We start from the raw sequence: 13,735 nt of genomic DNA, 5'->3' as shown, positions 1-13,735 counted from the left end.
GCAGCCGGCACGAGAGAGGGAGCGCGTCGCGGTCTGCAACAACGTTGGCGCCTGGCTCGCAGAGTGGGCGGGACGTCTGGCCCTATGCCACGTCCTCCAACCGGATCGGCAGCTTGCGGATCCGGCGGCCGGTGGCGTGGTGGACGGCGTTGGCGATGGCCGCGTTGACGCCGATGATGCCGAGCTCGCCCAGGCCCTTGAGGCCGAGGGCGTCGACCTGATCGTCGGGATCGTCCACCAGCAGCGCCTCGACTTCCGGGGCGTCGGCCGCGGTCGGGACGAGATACTCGGCGAGATCCGGATTGCGGTAGGCGGCCCCGTCCAGCACCGTCTCCTCCAGGAGCGCCGAGCCGAGGCCCCAGATCATCCCGCCGGTGAGCTGGCTCCGGGCGGTCAGCGGGTTGAGGATCCGCCCCGCCGCGAAGGCGCCGGTGAGCCGGGCCACCCGGATCTCTCCGGTCTCGCCATGGACGTGGACCTCCGCGAACTGCGCCCCGAATCCCCAGGACACGGCATGCCCGCCGCCGCCGAGGGCCAGCCCGATATGGCCCTGCCGCAGGGCCGTCAGCGCCTTCGCCCGGTCGCCGCCCGCGGGCACGAATTCGGCGAGCGTCTCGACGCCCTCGGGGCTGACCGCTTCGGCCAGCGCGATCCCGCGCCCGTCCGGCGCGGCGAGCCGCCCCTCCGCGAGGCGCAAGGCCCCTGGATCCCGGCCGGCGAGGCGGCCGCCCTGCCCCGTCGCGGCCTGCGCCAGGGTCTCGCGGATCTGGCCGCAGCCGAGCGCCAGGGCGTTCATCAGGCTGGTCGTCGTGCTCGAGCCGCCGGAGATGCCGGCCGCCGGCAGCACCGTGTCCCCGAGCCGGACGGTCACCCGCTCCACCGGCACGCCGAGCCCCTCGGCGGCGCCCATGGCGAGCAGCGTGGTGATGCCGTTGCCGATCTCGTGGTGGGCGCAGGCGACCTCCGCTTTCCCGTCCGGGTTCAGCCGCACCCGCAGGGTCGCGGCCGCGATCTTCACCGGCCGCACCGAGGCCGCGCAGCCCAGGCCGACGCGCCAGGGTCCCTCGCGCATGGCCCCCGGGCGCGGTGCCCGGCGCGCCCACCCGAAGGCCCGCGCGCCGGCATCGAAGCAGGCCATCAGCGGCCGGTTCGAGAACGGCTTGCCGGAGACCGGATCGACCGGCGTATCGTTGCGCCGCCGCAGGGCGATCGGATCCATCCCGAGGGCCACCGCGACCTCGTCGACGGCGCTCTCCAGGGCGAACAGGTAGGGCACCTCTGGGGGCGCCCGCATCGGCCCCGGGGTGTTGCGGTCGACCCGCACGGCCCGCTCCTCGGTCCGGATGTTCGGGCAGGCGTAGAGGCTCGCGGTGACCTCGGCGCCCTCCATGACGAACGGGTCGAACCGCGACGTGACCGTCTCGGCCTCGTGCACCAGGGCGGTGAACCGGCCGTCGCTTTCGGCGCCGAGCCGGATCGTGTGGCGCGATTCCGGCCGGTAATTGGCGATGGTGAAGCCCTGCCGCCGGGTCGGGACCAGCGAGACCGGCCGGCCGAGGCGCTTGGCCGCCAGGGCGACCAGGGCTGTGTGCTGCGACAGCGCGAATTTCGAGCCGAAATGGCCGCCGATCAGCCCCGACACGACCCGCACCTGCGCGGGGTCGAGGCCGAGCTGCGCCGCGAGCCCGTGCTGCACGGCGCCGACATAGCGGGTCGGCTCGTGCACGGTGAGCTGGTCGCCGTCCCAGGCGGCCCGGGTGGTGAACAGCTCGATCGGGTTGTGGTGCTGGATCGGGGTCTCGTAGCGCGCCTCGACCCGGATCGCGGCGTCCCGCCATCCGGCCTCGGCATCGCCCCGGGCGATGTCCGTGTGCTGGGCCTTGAGGTCCGCGAGCCGGACGGTCTCGGCCCCGGGCGCGTCGAAGCCGCCGGCGGCGGGTTCTTCCGCATAGGAGACCCGGACCGCGCCGGCCGCCTCCTCGGCGGCCTCCTGGGTCTCCGCCGCCACCAGGGCCACGATCTGGCCGGCATAGGCCACCGCGTCGGAGTCCAGCGGCCGGTGCGAGCTGTTGGCGTAGCCGCCGGCCATCAGGTGCTTCACCGGCGCCACCGCCCCGGCGAAATCCCGGTGGGTGAAGATCCCGAGCACCCCCGACACCCGCTGGGCGGCGGCGAGGTCGAACCCGGTGATCCGGCCCCGGGCGACGGTGCTGGTGACCAGGGCGGCGTGGGCCGTCGTCTCCGGGCCGGTCCGGTCGGAGGCGTAGAGCGCCCGGCCGGTGACCTTGTCGGGTCCCTCGACCCGGGTCTGGGCCGTCCCGAGGATGTTTCGGGAGTCCCGCGTGCCTGAGTCCATGTCGCGCTCCCGGTCGGTGGTCTCGTCCGGAAGCAATCGCCGAGGCGGCCGCCCGGCTCCGCGTTCGGGCTGCGGGGCGACACCATGCAGCGGCGGGGCGGTTTAGGGCCCCGCCGCTTCGGATAGTGATCCTACGGGATCAGTCGACCACCTTGCCGTCCGGGCCGACCTTGACCGTCTGCTCCTTGTCGGCGCCGGCGACCTTGATCTCGTACTGCACCGCCTTGCCGTCCTTCTCGACCTCGGCCTCGTAGGCCTTGCCGCCGCCGGCCTTCTGCTCGGCGATGGCCAGCGCGTCCTTCAGCGAGGTCTTGGCGTTCTGGAAGTCGGCGGGCTTCAGCCGGGTGAAGTAGCGCTCGATCGGCTGGTTCTCGGTCTTGTACAGGGCGCCGGTATCGGCGTTGATGCCGTATTCCACCAGCTTGCCGCTCGGGTAGACGACCTTGATGGCGTAGTGGGCCGGGTCCTTGCTGCCGGCCTTCTCGAAATCGGCGTCGATGGCGCGGCCGCCCTTCTCGTCGCCCTGCGCCTGGGCGGTGGTGAGCGCCTGGGCGAGGCCGACCTTGGCGACCTTCGCGACCTGCCACTCCTTGAGATTGCTGTCGGTCTGGGTGGCGGTCTGGGCCAGGGCGAGGCTCGTCGAGAGCGCGAGCAGGCCGGCCGCGGTGGCGAAGCGGTTGAGCATGGCGGGTTTCCCTTTCCGGGTTGGGTCTTGGCGGGTTCGGTTGTGGGACCGAGAAACGCCGAGGCCCGGACGGGGTTTCCGTCCCTGGGAAAAAACACACCGCTTGATCGCAGCGCCGCGGATCCCTAGCAGCACTCTCGACCGCGACATGGCCGGAGGGATTCGGCCGGAGGCGACTGGCCGGAGGTTTGCGTCGCCCCGCCCAAAATGCGCAACAGCGAAGGAAGCCAGCCCGTGCTCGAGCAGATCGGCGAGATCGACCCGCCCCAGCGGCTCCTGATGGGGCCGGGGCCCGTCAATGCCCATCCGCGCGTCCTGCGCGCCATGTCGGCCGATCTGCTCGGGCAGTTCGACCCCGAGATGACCGCCTACATGAACGAGGTGATGGCGCTCTACCGCCCGGTCTTCGGCACCGAAAACCGCTGGACCTTCCTGGTCGACGGCACGGCACGGGCCGCGATCGAGGCGGCCCTGGTGAGCCTGGTCGCCCCCGGCGAGCGGGTTCTGGTGGTCAATTTCGGCCGGTTCGGCCTGCTCCTCACCGAGATCCTGGAGCGGGTCGGCGCCGTGGTCGAGACCGTGGACGCGTCCTGGGGCGAGGTCGTGCCCCTAGAGGCGATCGCCGCCGCGGTCGAGCGCTTCGGCCCGAAGGTCGTGGCGACCGTCCACGGCGACACCTCCACCACCATGGCCCAGCCCCTCGAAGGGCTCGGCGATCTCTGCCGCCGGGCCGGCGCTCTCTCCTATGTCGACGCTACAGCGACCGTCGGGGGCATGGAGATCGCCGCCGACCGCTGGGGCGTCGACGTGGTCACCGGCGGCCTGCAGAAATGCCTCGGCGGCCCCTCGGGCTCGGCGCCGATCACCGTCTCGGCGGCGGCGGCCGAGCGGATCTTTTCCCGGCGCCACGTCGAGCACGGCATCCGCCGGGACGACATCGACGACGGCTTGGGGATCCGGATCGGCTCCAACTACTTCGACCTCGCCATGATCATGGATTACTGGTCGGAGAAGCGCCTGAACCACCACACCGAGGCGACCACCATGCTGTACGGCGCGCGCGAATGCGCCCGGGTGCTGCTGGGCGAGGGGCTGGAGGCCTGCTTCCGCCGGCACGCGGCCGCCGGGGGCGCGGTCGCGGCGGGGATCCGGGCGATGGGGCTCACCGTGTTCGGCGACGACCGGTACCGGATGACCAACGTCACCGCGCTGTGCATCCCGGACGGGATCGACGGCGAGGCGGTGCGGCGGCGGATGCGGGAGGATTTCGAGATCGAGATCGGCACCGCCTTCGGGCCCCTGGCCGGCAAGGTCTGGCGGATCGGCGCGATGGGCTACAACGCCCGCAAGCACAAGGTGCTGATCACCCTGGGCGCGCTGGAGGCGGTGCTGCGGGCGGAAGGGTTTTCCGTCCCGCCGGGCGCCGGCGTCACGGCGGCCCTGGCCGCCTGGAACGCGCGCGCGGCCGCCTGAGCGGTTCGCGTCCCGGGATCGACCTGGCCGGCCGCGGGAGCGTATGGCTGGCTCGAAGCGTCGCCCGTCATCCGGACGGCGCGGCGCGCCGATCCCGGGAGACCCCATGAACGCGAACGAGCCGGAACCGCTGGACGACTTCACCCGCGTGCACGCGAAGCTCTCCGCCCTGGAGATCGTCCTGGGCGTGCTGATCGGGCGCCTGTCCGAGGAGAATCCGGAGATCCGCGAGGACGTGAAGCGCGATGTCGCCGCGATCCTGTCCGACATGCCGATCGAGGGCCCGAGCGAGGAGCTGATCGTCACCGAGGTGCGCCGGGCCGCCGAACTGCTGACCAGCGTCTCGATCGGCTGAACTGACTTCGCTTCAGCGGGGCGGCATCCGCAGCGCCCCGTCCAGCCGGATCGTCTCGCCGTTCAGCATCGGGTTCTCGCAGATGTGCCGGACGAGGTCGGCATATTCGGACGGGCGGCCCAGCCGCGGCGGGAACGGCACGCTCTGGCCGAGCGCGTCCTGAACCTCCTGCGGCATCCCCGTCATCATCGGCGTCTCGAAGATGCCCGGCGCGATGGTGACGACCCGGATGCCGTGGCGGGCCAGCTCCCGGGCGATCGGCAGGGTCATGGAGACCACCCCGCCCTTCGAGGCCGCGTAGGCCGCCTGCCCGATCTGCCCGTCGAAGGCCGCGATCGAGGCGGTGTTGACGATCACGCCCCGGGCGCCTTCCGCATCGGGCGTCTCCCGGGCGATCGCCGCGGCGGCCAGCCGGATCATGTTGAACGTGCCGATCAGGTTGACCGACACCGCCCGGGCGAAGCTGTCGAGCCGGTGCGGGCCGTCGCGGCCGACCACCTTCTCGCCCGGCGCGATCCCGGCGCAATTGACGAGCCCATGCAGGTGCCCGAACGCGTCCAGCGCAACCTGGACCGCCGCCTGGCCGTCCGCTTCGCTGGTGACGTCGGTGGCCGCGAACCGCGCCCGCGCGCCCAGCTCCGCCGCCACCCCGGCCCCGGCCTCCCGGGCGATGTCGGCCACCACGACGCTGGCGCCCCCCGCCACGAGATTGCGCGCCACCGCGGCGCCCAGCCCCGAGCCCGCGCCGGTGACGATGTAGACGCGATCCTTGACCATCCTGGCTCCCCCCGCTCGTCGAAGCCCCGGCGTAGCGCGGGATCGTGAAACCCGGAAGGCCATCCGGACAGCTGGGCCATTGACGTGTGAAAAATTCCCACATATTCAGGATGAAGTCATCGTGGGCTGCCGCATCAGGTTTTGCTTGTCATTTCGCGGATGACGCAAAGTAACAAAATGTTTCTGCCGCCGTAACGCCAGGATATTGGGCCGGCGGCAGGGTCTCGTCACGGTTCTTTCTGCATTCCCGCGCCCGGGCAGCCTCGGGCGCGACCGATCCCTCATGCCAATTCGGGACCGCCATGCACGCACCCTGGATCGCGACCGTCGCCCGGCATTGGCGGCATGAGCGGTGCGTCCGCAACCGCTTGGCCGAGCGGAGGCCGGCCCTGCGCGCGTCGCTCCGCAAGGCCGCGCCGGAGAGCGTGATCCTGGCCGGCAATTCGCATGTCGAGTTCCTCGGGACGCCGGATTTCGGTGGCCGGCCCTGCATCAATCTCGGCATCGGCGGCAGCACCGCGGCCGATTGCGCGGCCCATCTCGCGGATCTGCGCGCGCCGGTTCGCTGCGCGGCCTCGGTGCTGATCATCGGCACCAACGACATCCTGCGCTGGCGGCATCCGGAGCGGGCCTCCACCGAGCGCCGGTTTGAGGCCGAGGTCCGGCGCATCCTGCAGATCCTGGAGGTCTGGTCGGCGCAGGTCTTCGTCGCCGCGATCCCGCCGATCGGCGCCTGGGCGACGGGTCGGGATCCCGCCGCCGCCGCGGCCTTCTCGGACCGCCTCGAAGCGCTCTGCCGGGCGGGCGGCCACAGCTTCTTCGATCCGTTCGCGACCCTGCGCGACGACGAGTCGGGGCTCGCCCGCACCGGCCTCTATCCGGACGGCGTGCATCTGGCGGACTATACCCGGCTGGCCGCGGAGCTGGTCCGGCTGGTCGCCATCGGCCCGGTCGTGCCCGCGCCCCGGATCCGCCCGGCGGCGGTCCCGGCGGGCAGCCTGCGGGCGCTCCACGCCGCCGCCTGGGGCGTCCGCTCGTGAGGCTCGAGGCCGTACTCGACGCGATCGCGCTCCGGCCGCGCGGACCGCGGCACCCCGTGCGGCAGTGGCCCGCGGACGAAACCCTCTGGCTCCGCGAGAACGGCGCCTGGCGTCCCCGCGCGGCCCGGCACGTCCTGTGCGCCCTGGCCGCGCTCGGCCGCCGGGGCCGCTACGCCGCGCGCGCGGAGCACGAAGCCAAGATCATCACCGGCCCGGTCAGCGCCCTGGCGCTGCCGGATGCCGAGGCCGAGATCCGGTTCGTCTTCCGCCTCACCCCGCTCGGCTATGGCGAGGCCGCGTTCTGAGGTGCGGCGCCTCGATCTAATCCGCCGGCGCAGCCACCGGGCATCCGAGGCCGATCACCTGGGCCAGAAACGCCAGCGCCGCGCGGATCACGGGCGCGCGCTTCAGGTCGGGATAGGTCGCGAGCCAGACATCCCGGGGCGGCGGTTTTGGCTCCGCTGGGAGCCGGATGAGCGCCGCATCGCCGTCTCCGAGGAAACGGGGCAGGACGACGGCGCCGAGGCCGGCCCGGGCCGCCTCCTGCTGGCCGAACAGGTCGCTCGCCTGGAACACGATCGGCCGGCCCGCCAGCAGGCTCCGCAGCCAGGCCTGCTGGGGGACGTGCTCCAGGGCGGAATCGTAGCCGATGAAGGTCCAGTCCGCCGGGGGCTTCGCCGCCTGGTCCGGGGTCGCGTAGAGCCCGAACCGCATCACCCCGATCCGGCGGATCAGGAGATCCGGGTCGTCGGGGCGGCTCAGGCGCACGGCGATCTCCGCTTCCCCGCGGTCGAGCGCCGCGATCCGGGCGGCCCCGGACAGGACCAGGGTGATGCCGGGATGCGCCCGGTGGAAGCGCGCGACCTGCGGGGCGATGAGGCGGGCCGCCAATGCGGGCGGCGCGCTGATCCGGACCGTCGCGACCGGCGACGCCGCGTAGCCCCGGGCGCGCCGCTCGATCGCCTGCACGATCCCGGCGATCTCGCCGGCCAGGGCCGCGATGGCGATCCCCTCCGGGGTCAGCGCGACCCGGCGGGGCAGGCGCTCGACCAGCCGCAGCGCCAGGGCGTCCTCGAGGGACGCCACCCGCCGGCCGATCGTCGCGTGATCGACGCCGAGGTCCCGCGCCGCGGCCGAGAGCGAGCCGGCCCGGGCGAGCACTGCGAAGTGGTGGAGGTCCTGCCAATCGACCATCGGTGAAGTTTCGCACGGGACCGGTGAAGAGATCCCGAATTCCCGCACAGACTAAATCGCGGTTCGCTGTCCTGGCAGGAGGTGGATCATGACGACAGCGATGATGATGACCGGGCCCGGCGGGCCGGAAGTCCTGACGGCGACCGCGATCGACATCGGCGAACCCGGCGCGAACGCGGTCCGCATCCGGCATTCCGTGATCGGCGTGAATTTCGTCGACATCTACGTCCGGACCGGCCTCTACCCGGTCGGCGCCTATCCGGCGGTGCTGGGTTTCGAGGGCGCCGGGACGGTCGAGGCCGTCGGCCCGGGGGTCGCGACGCTGAAGCGCGGCGACCGCGTCGCCTATCACGGGCAGCCGATGGGGGCCTATGCCGAGGCCCGGATCCTGCCGGCCGAGCGCCTGGTGCGCCTGCCCGACACCCTGTCCGACCGCGACGTCGGCGGCACCATGCTGCGCGGCCTGACCGCCCACATGCTGCTGCACGAGGTCCGGGCCGTCGGACCCGGCGACTGGCTCCTGGTCCATGCCGCCGCCGGCGGGCTCGGCCAGCTCGTCACCCGCTGGGCGAAGCGCCTCGGCGCGCAGGTCATCGGCACGGTCGGCTCCGAAGGGAAGCGGGCGCTGGCGCTGGAGGCGGGGGCCGACGCGGTGCTCCTGCACGGGGATGGCGACTGGGCCGAGCGGACCCGGGCCCTGGCGGATGGGCAGGGCGTGCATCTGGCGATCGACGGCATCGGCGGCGGCATGCTGGCCCGGACCTTCGCGGCGGTCCGGCCGTTCGGGCTCGTGGCGAACCTCGGCCAGCCGGCTGGCCCGATCCCGCCTGTCCGCGTCGAGACGCTGGGGAATGGCCGCCCGGTCGCCCTGATGCGGCCGAGCGTGATCGCCTACGCCGACGATCCGGATCTGTACCGCCGCGGCAGCGCAGACCTGATCGCGGCCCTGCAGGGCGGCCTGATCAGCCCGATCGGCACCGCATACGATCTCCGGGACGCGGCCCGGGCGCATGCCGACCTCGAAGGCGGCCGCACGACGGGGCGCGTCATCCTCACGGTTTGAAGCGGCGTCCCGAAAAGGCCGCAGGTCCTTTGGAAACCCGATTCTCCGTGTGCGCCATCACGCTGCCGGGGATGCGGGCCGGGTGTATGGGGATGGGGCCGCGATTCGACGCGCGGTCGCGCCAGGAGAGACAGGGCCGGAATGCCGTCCGTCGACACCCCCGTTCCGGTGGGCGCCTTCGCGCTCCTGCTCGTCGCCTTCGCGGTGAAGCACCTGGCGGCGGATTTCCTGCTTCAGACCAGCTGGATGGCGCAGGGCAAGGAGCGGGCTTCCGCCTGGGCCGGGCCGCTCTGCGCCCATACCGGCCTGCACGGACTCGGGACGCTGCTGATCGCCCTGGCGGTCAAGCCAGCCCTGTGGTGGCTGGCGCTCGTGGATTTCGCGATCCACACGGGCATCGATCGGGGCAAGGCCCTGGTCGGCCGGCGGACCCGCTTCCCGGCCACCGATGCCCGGTTCTGGTGGCTGATCGGGATCGATCAGTTCCTGCACCAGGTGACCCATATCGGGCTCGCCGCCGTGCTGGCTGCGGCCCGCTAGAGCGATCGGTGTCTCAGCTCAGCTCGGCCTCCAGCAGCCGGTTGGTGTCGGCGACCTTGCCGGCGAGCTCCAGGATCAGGAAGCGCTGCAGGGACAGGGCGAGGTCCGGGCGCTCGCGCTCCATCCGGGCCAGGGCGGCCCGGTCGACGCCGACCACCCGGCAGGGGGTCTCGGCGATGGCGGTGGCGGTGCGCCGGCCGCCCTGGACCAGCCCGATCTCGCCGATCACCGTGCCGGCCGTGGTGGTGCGCAGGCGCAGGTTGGGGCGGCCCGGCACCTCCATCTCGATGGAGACTATGCCTCGTTCGAGGAAGTACAGGCTATCGGCCGCCTCGCCCTGGCGGAGCAGGGCTTCCCCGGCCGCCAGGGTGCGGACGGCGAGATACGGGGCGAAACCGGCCGGCGCGAGGGCGCAGCCGAGCCGGTCGGCCATGTGCTCGGCAAACAGCGCGACGGCCCCCTCCCCGCCGGATCCGGCCTCGGCGAGCAGCAGCGTCTCGGCCTCGCGCAGGGCCTCGTCCAGGGTGTGGCGCGTCCGCAGCCGCGGCCCGGCGAGGCCGCCGCGCTCGACCTGCCTGCGGGCCGCGGGGCCCAGATGGACCAGCAGCACGTCGAAGCCGCGCTGCTCGGCGCGCTGCCCGATCTTGCGGAACGCGATCAGCGCGGAGCTGTCGAGCCCGACGCAATCGCGGAAATCCAGGATCAGGCTGCGCAGGGTCCCGGGCTCGGCGGCGGCCCGGCGATAGATCGTCTGGGCGTTGAGGAAGAACAGGTAGCCCTGCAGGGCGTAGATCCGGGTCCGGTCGCCCGATTCGCGCAGCAGCGCGGCGGTGTCGGGCGCGCGGATGACGCTGCTGCGCCGCTCCGCGCCGGACAGCGCCCGGCGCACCGCCGGGATCTGGCCGTACTGGACCGCGAAGATCAGGATCGCCAGCACGACGCCGATCAGGAAACCCACGGTGGCGCCGAACAGGGCGGTCGCCGCGCACACCGCCAGGGCTATGCCGGTCTCCCAGACCGGGAAGGTCCGGCAGGCCAGCGCGAGATTGACCAGCAGCCCGAGGCCGATGGCGATCAGGGCGCCCCCGGCGAGCGGGCGCGGCAGCAGCGCCAGCGGGCTCGCGCCGAACACCAGCAGCGCCGCCATCACGGCGAGCGTCAGCCACCAGCCGAGCCAGTGGCTGCCGCCGATATTGTGCAGCAGCAGCGTCGAGGTCCGCCCGAAGCCCATGGCGGGGCTGCCGAACAGGCTGCCGACCAGGTTGGCCGCGCCCGACGCGACGAACATCCGGTCGATGTCGAGTTCGCGTCGCATCTCCAGCTCGACGCTGATGACGTAGAGGATCTGGATGATGACCGCGACGACGATCTCGGTGGCGATCCGGGGCAGGATCGGCAGGAGCAGGGCCGGGTCGAGGGCCTGGAGCGCCGTCGCGGCCGGGGCCTGCAGCAGCGATCCCGCGGGCAGGGCCTCGATCAGCCAGCCGGTGCCTTGCGCGGCTGCCGTGTCGATGCCCTGCCAGGCCAGGCCGAGATGCACGACGACGAGGCTCGCCAGGATGACCATCGGGTAGGTGCCCCAATGCTTGATGCGCCGGGGCAGGTAGAAGGCGCAGAACCCGATGACGACGGTCAGGGCGATGCGCCCGAGCAATCCGGGGTCGATCCGGCCCGGGTCGAGCACCGTGGGGTCGAGCAGGCCCAGCAGCGCGGCTGCGGGATCGTCGAGACGGGCGCCGATCTGCAGGCCGCTCTTCAGGAACAGCAGCCCGACGCCGCCGAGGAAGCCGGTCAGGACCGGGTAGGGCAGGAGCTGCGCCAGCAGCGAGGCGCGCAGGGTGTCGAGCAGCGCGAAGACGAGGCCGGTGGCGAAGGTCGAGACGCCGCAGGCGACGAGCACGATCCGGCCGACCGTGGCGGGATCGGTGACGCCCGCGTCCCGGAGCGCCCCGGCCACCGCGGCGGCGATGGCCGCCTGCACGATCGCCGCCGCGCCGATGAAGGACAGCGACACCAGCACGGTCCGCCGCAGCGCGACGAAGACGAGGCTGCCCAGCACGTAGGCCGCCAGCATCGCCGACATGCCGGCGACGCGGCTCTCCGCCAAGGGGCCGGAAAAGATCAGCTGCGAGAAGCTGATGAGATCGAGGAGCAGCACCATGGCGGCCACCGCCGCCGCCGCGATCGTGCGCGCCGTGCGGACCAGCGCCCGTCGACCCTCGGTCGGCTGCCCGCTGCCGGCGGAGGCCATATCGGTGGTTGTCATCGGCACGGCATCCGTATTCCGAAGGTTCGATCCAGGCCGCTGCAGCAGATCCCCGGCGGCCGTGCGCGAACGCGCAGCGGAACGGTGGGAGTCGGGCGCAGCCGCAGCCTTCCAACCCGATGGCAGCCCGGGACTTAAATTATCGTGCCGGCGGCGACGGTCGGAAGACGGTTCCGGCCAGGTTTCAACCGGTCATGGTGGGCCTGAAATCGTGCGGGCGCAGGTTTCATCCCGTCTGCCGGATCGATCGCTGGGTGCAGCTTGCCGATTCCGGGGATGGATTCCCCTCCCCGGCGTCATGCTCTAAGCGGGCTCCCCACAGGAGCCGCCGATGCCCGCCTCGACCCCCCTGCCCCATCTTCTGCGCGCCGCGCTCCTGCTCGCGTGTCTTACGGGGGCCGCGCGGGCCGAGGATGCCCCGTCGATCGCCTGGCCCGAGCCCGGCGGCCGGGCGACGATCAGCCGGACCTTCAACGGATCGCCGATCACGGTCGGGGTCTCGTCCCGGACCGGTGGGGCGATCGACAGCCTGACCTGGGGCGGCACGCAGTTCATCAACGCCCACGATCACGGCCGCGAGCTGCAATCGGCGTCTTCGTATGACGGCTACGGCGAGTGCCTGAACCCCACCGAGGCGGGCAGCGATTCCGACGGTACCGGCCCGCGCAGCACGACCCTGCTCACGGAACTCAAGATCGGCCCGAACACGCTCCAGACCCGGTCGCAGATGGCCTACTGGATCGAGCCCGGGCGCGTCACCGGCAACTGCCCGAAGGGCCCCGGCCCCCATGCCGGGGCCCGTTCCGACGATGTCCTGGCCAAGACCGTCACCCTGGGCGCGGCGGGGGTGGCCAACGCCATCGCGTACCGGGTGACCTACATCACCGCGCAGGCCCACGACTCGGCGACCTTCGAGGCGGCGACCGCCTACATGCCGCCGGACTTCACGGCGTTCTGGAACCTCGACCCGGCGACGGGCCAGTCCGCGCCGCTCTCGGCCGGGCCAGGCGAGCAGGGCGTGCCGGTGATCCTGGCCACCCCCGACGGCGCCCGGGCGATGGGCGTCTACAGCCCCGCCCTCCCCCAGGCGACCGTTCCGAATGCCGGTTACGGCCGGTTCGACTTCGCGACCCTGCCGGGCTCGGGCAACGCCACGGTGAAGTGGAACTGCGTCTTCCGGGAGAACAACGTTCCCGCGGGGGCGCACAGCTACACCTGCTACGTGGTGGTCGGCACCCTGCAGGATGTCCGCGCGGGTCTCGTCGCCCTGCGGGCGGCCCTGACCGGCGGGCACCCGGCTCCCCTGCCCGCCGCTCCGGCCCCGGCGCCCCGCGCGGCTGCCGCCCCGCCGGCCGCGCGCGCTCCGGGCGTGGCGCTCTATGTCGGGACGCAGCAGGGCTGCAATGCCGGCGAGGTGACGATCGACCCGGGCTACAAGGGCTGCGCCACGGCCCCGATCGGCGCGACCCTGGCGCAGCCCTCCTCGCCCGCCGACGCGCCGGTCTATGCCGGCACCGCGGCCGGGCTCGATGCGGGCCTGGTCACCAACAACCCGCACCATCTCGATTCCGGCACGCGCCCGATCGGCTACCTCGCGGCCGCCGGCGCGGGCGGGACGCCGCTCTATGTCGGCCAGCAGGGCGGCTGCAATGCCGGGGTGGTCTCGACCAACCCGGCCCATCTCAATTGCCGCGGCGCCCCGCTGGGGATCGCGGTGCGGTGAGGCCGGCCGTGAGCGCCGCCCCGGAGCCGGGGCGGCGCTCGGTTCTCCTCCCGAGGGCGAACCCGCGCCCGTCGGGACGCGGTGCTCAGCCCTTCTTCACCAGCGGCACCGGCTCGGCCGGCGGCTTGGTCGCGCAGGCGGCGACGCTGGCGGCGAGCAGGGTCAGAACCAGAGCGCGCGCGAGAGGATTCTTTGCGAAACGACGGGCAGTGGACACGAGGCAATCTCCGATTTTCGGCAGTGCAGAGGCTAATGCACGGCTC

The 13,735-nt window shown here is 72.7% G+C and carries 13 protein-coding genes; 7 read left to right on the top strand and 6 right to left on the bottom strand.

Translation table 11 applies throughout. The annotated features are described in order from the left end of the window. Positions 1 to 82: 82 nt before the first annotated feature. Both MKL11_RS15145 and MKL11_RS15140 read right to left on the bottom strand, forming a co-directional pair. Positions 83 to 2,356: a xanthine dehydrogenase family protein molybdopterin-binding subunit gene (locus MKL11_RS15145; RefSeq protein ID WP_243944786.1), complete on the bottom strand. Its 2,274-nt coding sequence runs from the start codon at positions 2,354 to 2,356 to the stop codon at positions 83 to 85. Positions 2,357 to 2,495: 139 nt separating this feature from the next. Continuing rightward, on the bottom strand, positions 2,496 to 3,041 hold the full coding sequence (locus MKL11_RS15140; RefSeq protein ID WP_243944784.1) for a PepSY domain-containing protein: 546 nt from the start codon (positions 3,039 to 3,041) through the stop codon (positions 2,496 to 2,498). 234 nt (positions 3,042 to 3,275) lie between these two features. Between MKL11_RS15140 and MKL11_RS15135 the strand changes: the two genes are divergently transcribed. Both MKL11_RS15135 and MKL11_RS15130 read left to right on the top strand, forming a co-directional pair. Next, a complete protein-coding gene (locus MKL11_RS15135) occupies positions 3,276 to 4,514 on the top strand; it encodes a pyridoxal-phosphate-dependent aminotransferase family protein (protein ID WP_243944782.1) in 1,239 nt (412 codons plus the stop codon). A 106-nt stretch (positions 4,515 to 4,620) separates the two neighbouring features. Next, the gene (locus MKL11_RS15130) at positions 4,621 to 4,869 is read left to right on the top strand and encodes a hypothetical protein (RefSeq protein ID WP_147856313.1); all 249 of its coding nucleotides are present in this window, start codon (positions 4,621 to 4,623) and stop codon (positions 4,867 to 4,869) included. A gap of 12 nt (positions 4,870 to 4,881) precedes the next feature. On the opposite strand, the gene MKL11_RS15125 is transcribed toward MKL11_RS15130, so the two are convergent. Continuing rightward, on the bottom strand, positions 4,882 to 5,646 hold the full coding sequence (locus MKL11_RS15125; protein ID WP_243944780.1) for a 3-hydroxyacyl-CoA dehydrogenase: 765 nt from the start codon (positions 5,644 to 5,646) through the stop codon (positions 4,882 to 4,884). 302 nt (positions 5,647 to 5,948) lie between these two features. Between MKL11_RS15125 and MKL11_RS15120 the strand changes: the two genes are divergently transcribed. Beyond that, positions 5,949 to 6,686 carry an SGNH/GDSL hydrolase family protein gene (locus MKL11_RS15120; RefSeq protein WP_243944778.1) on the top strand — a complete coding sequence of 246 codons (738 nt, stop codon included), beginning with the start codon at positions 5,949 to 5,951 and terminating at the stop codon, positions 6,684 to 6,686. Positions 6,687 to 6,742: 56 nt separating this feature from the next. After that, positions 6,743 to 6,991, top strand: a complete 249-nt coding sequence (locus tag MKL11_RS15115; protein ID WP_243944776.1) for a hypothetical protein — start codon at positions 6,743 to 6,745, stop codon at positions 6,989 to 6,991. Positions 6,992 to 7,007: 16 nt separating this feature from the next. On the opposite strand, the gene MKL11_RS15110 is transcribed toward MKL11_RS15115, so the two are convergent. Continuing rightward, positions 7,008 to 7,880 carry a LysR family transcriptional regulator gene (locus MKL11_RS15110; RefSeq protein ID WP_243944775.1) on the bottom strand — a complete coding sequence of 291 codons (873 nt, stop codon included), beginning with the start codon at positions 7,878 to 7,880 and terminating at the stop codon, positions 7,008 to 7,010. Between the two features lie 88 nt (positions 7,881 to 7,968). Here MKL11_RS15110 and MKL11_RS15105 point away from each other — a divergent pair, with 88 nt between their 5' ends. Further along, positions 7,969 to 8,943, top strand: a complete 975-nt coding sequence (locus MKL11_RS15105) for a quinone oxidoreductase family protein (RefSeq protein WP_243944769.1) — start codon at positions 7,969 to 7,971, stop codon at positions 8,941 to 8,943. Between the two features lie 141 nt (positions 8,944 to 9,084). After that, complete coding sequence (locus MKL11_RS15100) at positions 9,085 to 9,483, top strand: DUF3307 domain-containing protein (protein WP_243944768.1); 399 nt, start codon at positions 9,085 to 9,087, stop codon at positions 9,481 to 9,483. Positions 9,484 to 9,496: 13 nt separating this feature from the next. On the opposite strand, the gene MKL11_RS15095 is transcribed toward MKL11_RS15100, so the two are convergent. Then, positions 9,497 to 11,749 (bottom strand): cyclic nucleotide-binding domain-containing protein, encoded by a 2,253-nt coding sequence (locus MKL11_RS15095; protein WP_243944767.1) that lies wholly within the window; start codon positions 11,747 to 11,749, stop codon positions 9,497 to 9,499. Positions 11,750 to 12,080: 331 nt separating this feature from the next. Between MKL11_RS15095 and MKL11_RS15090 the strand changes: the two genes are divergently transcribed. Next, positions 12,081 to 13,472: a hypothetical protein gene (locus MKL11_RS15090; RefSeq protein ID WP_243944766.1), complete on the top strand. Its 1,392-nt coding sequence runs from the start codon at positions 12,081 to 12,083 to the stop codon at positions 13,470 to 13,472. A gap of 85 nt (positions 13,473 to 13,557) precedes the next feature. Here MKL11_RS15090 and MKL11_RS33100 read toward each other — a convergent pair whose 3' ends face one another. Then, a complete protein-coding gene (locus MKL11_RS33100; protein WP_279600514.1) occupies positions 13,558 to 13,689 on the bottom strand; it encodes a hypothetical protein in 132 nt (43 codons plus the stop codon). Between the last annotated feature and the right edge of the window lie 46 nt (positions 13,690 to 13,735).

It is taken from the genome of Methylobacterium sp. J-077 (assembly GCF_022829365.1).
Lineage (GTDB): Bacteria > Pseudomonadota > Alphaproteobacteria > Rhizobiales > Beijerinckiaceae > Methylobacterium.
This window is presented reverse-complemented; position numbering and strand designations above follow the sequence as displayed.

What these genes read in the sequence shown, in the direction of transcription:
- MKL11_RS15145 (WP_243944786.1), bottom strand. Translation starts at nt 2,356, where the DNA reads ATGGACTCAGGCACGCGGGACTCCCGAAACATCCTCGGGACGGCCCAG.
- MKL11_RS15140 (WP_243944784.1), bottom strand. Translation starts at nt 3,041, where the DNA reads ATGCTCAACCGCTTCGCCACCGCGGCCGGCCTGCTCGCGCTCTCGACG.
- MKL11_RS15130 (WP_147856313.1), top strand. Translation starts at nt 4,621, where the DNA reads ATGAACGCGAACGAGCCGGAACCGCTGGACGACTTCACCCGCGTGCAC.
- MKL11_RS15125 (WP_243944780.1), bottom strand. Translation starts at nt 5,646, where the DNA reads ATGGTCAAGGATCGCGTCTACATCGTCACCGGCGCGGGCTCGGGGCTG.
- MKL11_RS15120 (WP_243944778.1), top strand. Translation starts at nt 5,949, where the DNA reads ATGCACGCACCCTGGATCGCGACCGTCGCCCGGCATTGGCGGCATGAG.
- MKL11_RS15110 (WP_243944775.1), bottom strand. Translation starts at nt 7,880, where the DNA reads ATGGTCGATTGGCAGGACCTCCACCACTTCGCAGTGCTCGCCCGGGCC.
- MKL11_RS15105 (WP_243944769.1), top strand. Translation starts at nt 7,969, where the DNA reads ATGACGACAGCGATGATGATGACCGGGCCCGGCGGGCCGGAAGTCCTG.
- MKL11_RS15100 (WP_243944768.1), top strand. Translation starts at nt 9,085, where the DNA reads ATGCCGTCCGTCGACACCCCCGTTCCGGTGGGCGCCTTCGCGCTCCTG.
- MKL11_RS15095 (WP_243944767.1), bottom strand. Translation starts at nt 11,749, where the DNA reads ATGACAACCACCGATATGGCCTCCGCCGGCAGCGGGCAGCCGACCGAG.
- MKL11_RS15090 (WP_243944766.1), top strand. Translation starts at nt 12,081, where the DNA reads ATGCCCGCCTCGACCCCCCTGCCCCATCTTCTGCGCGCCGCGCTCCTG.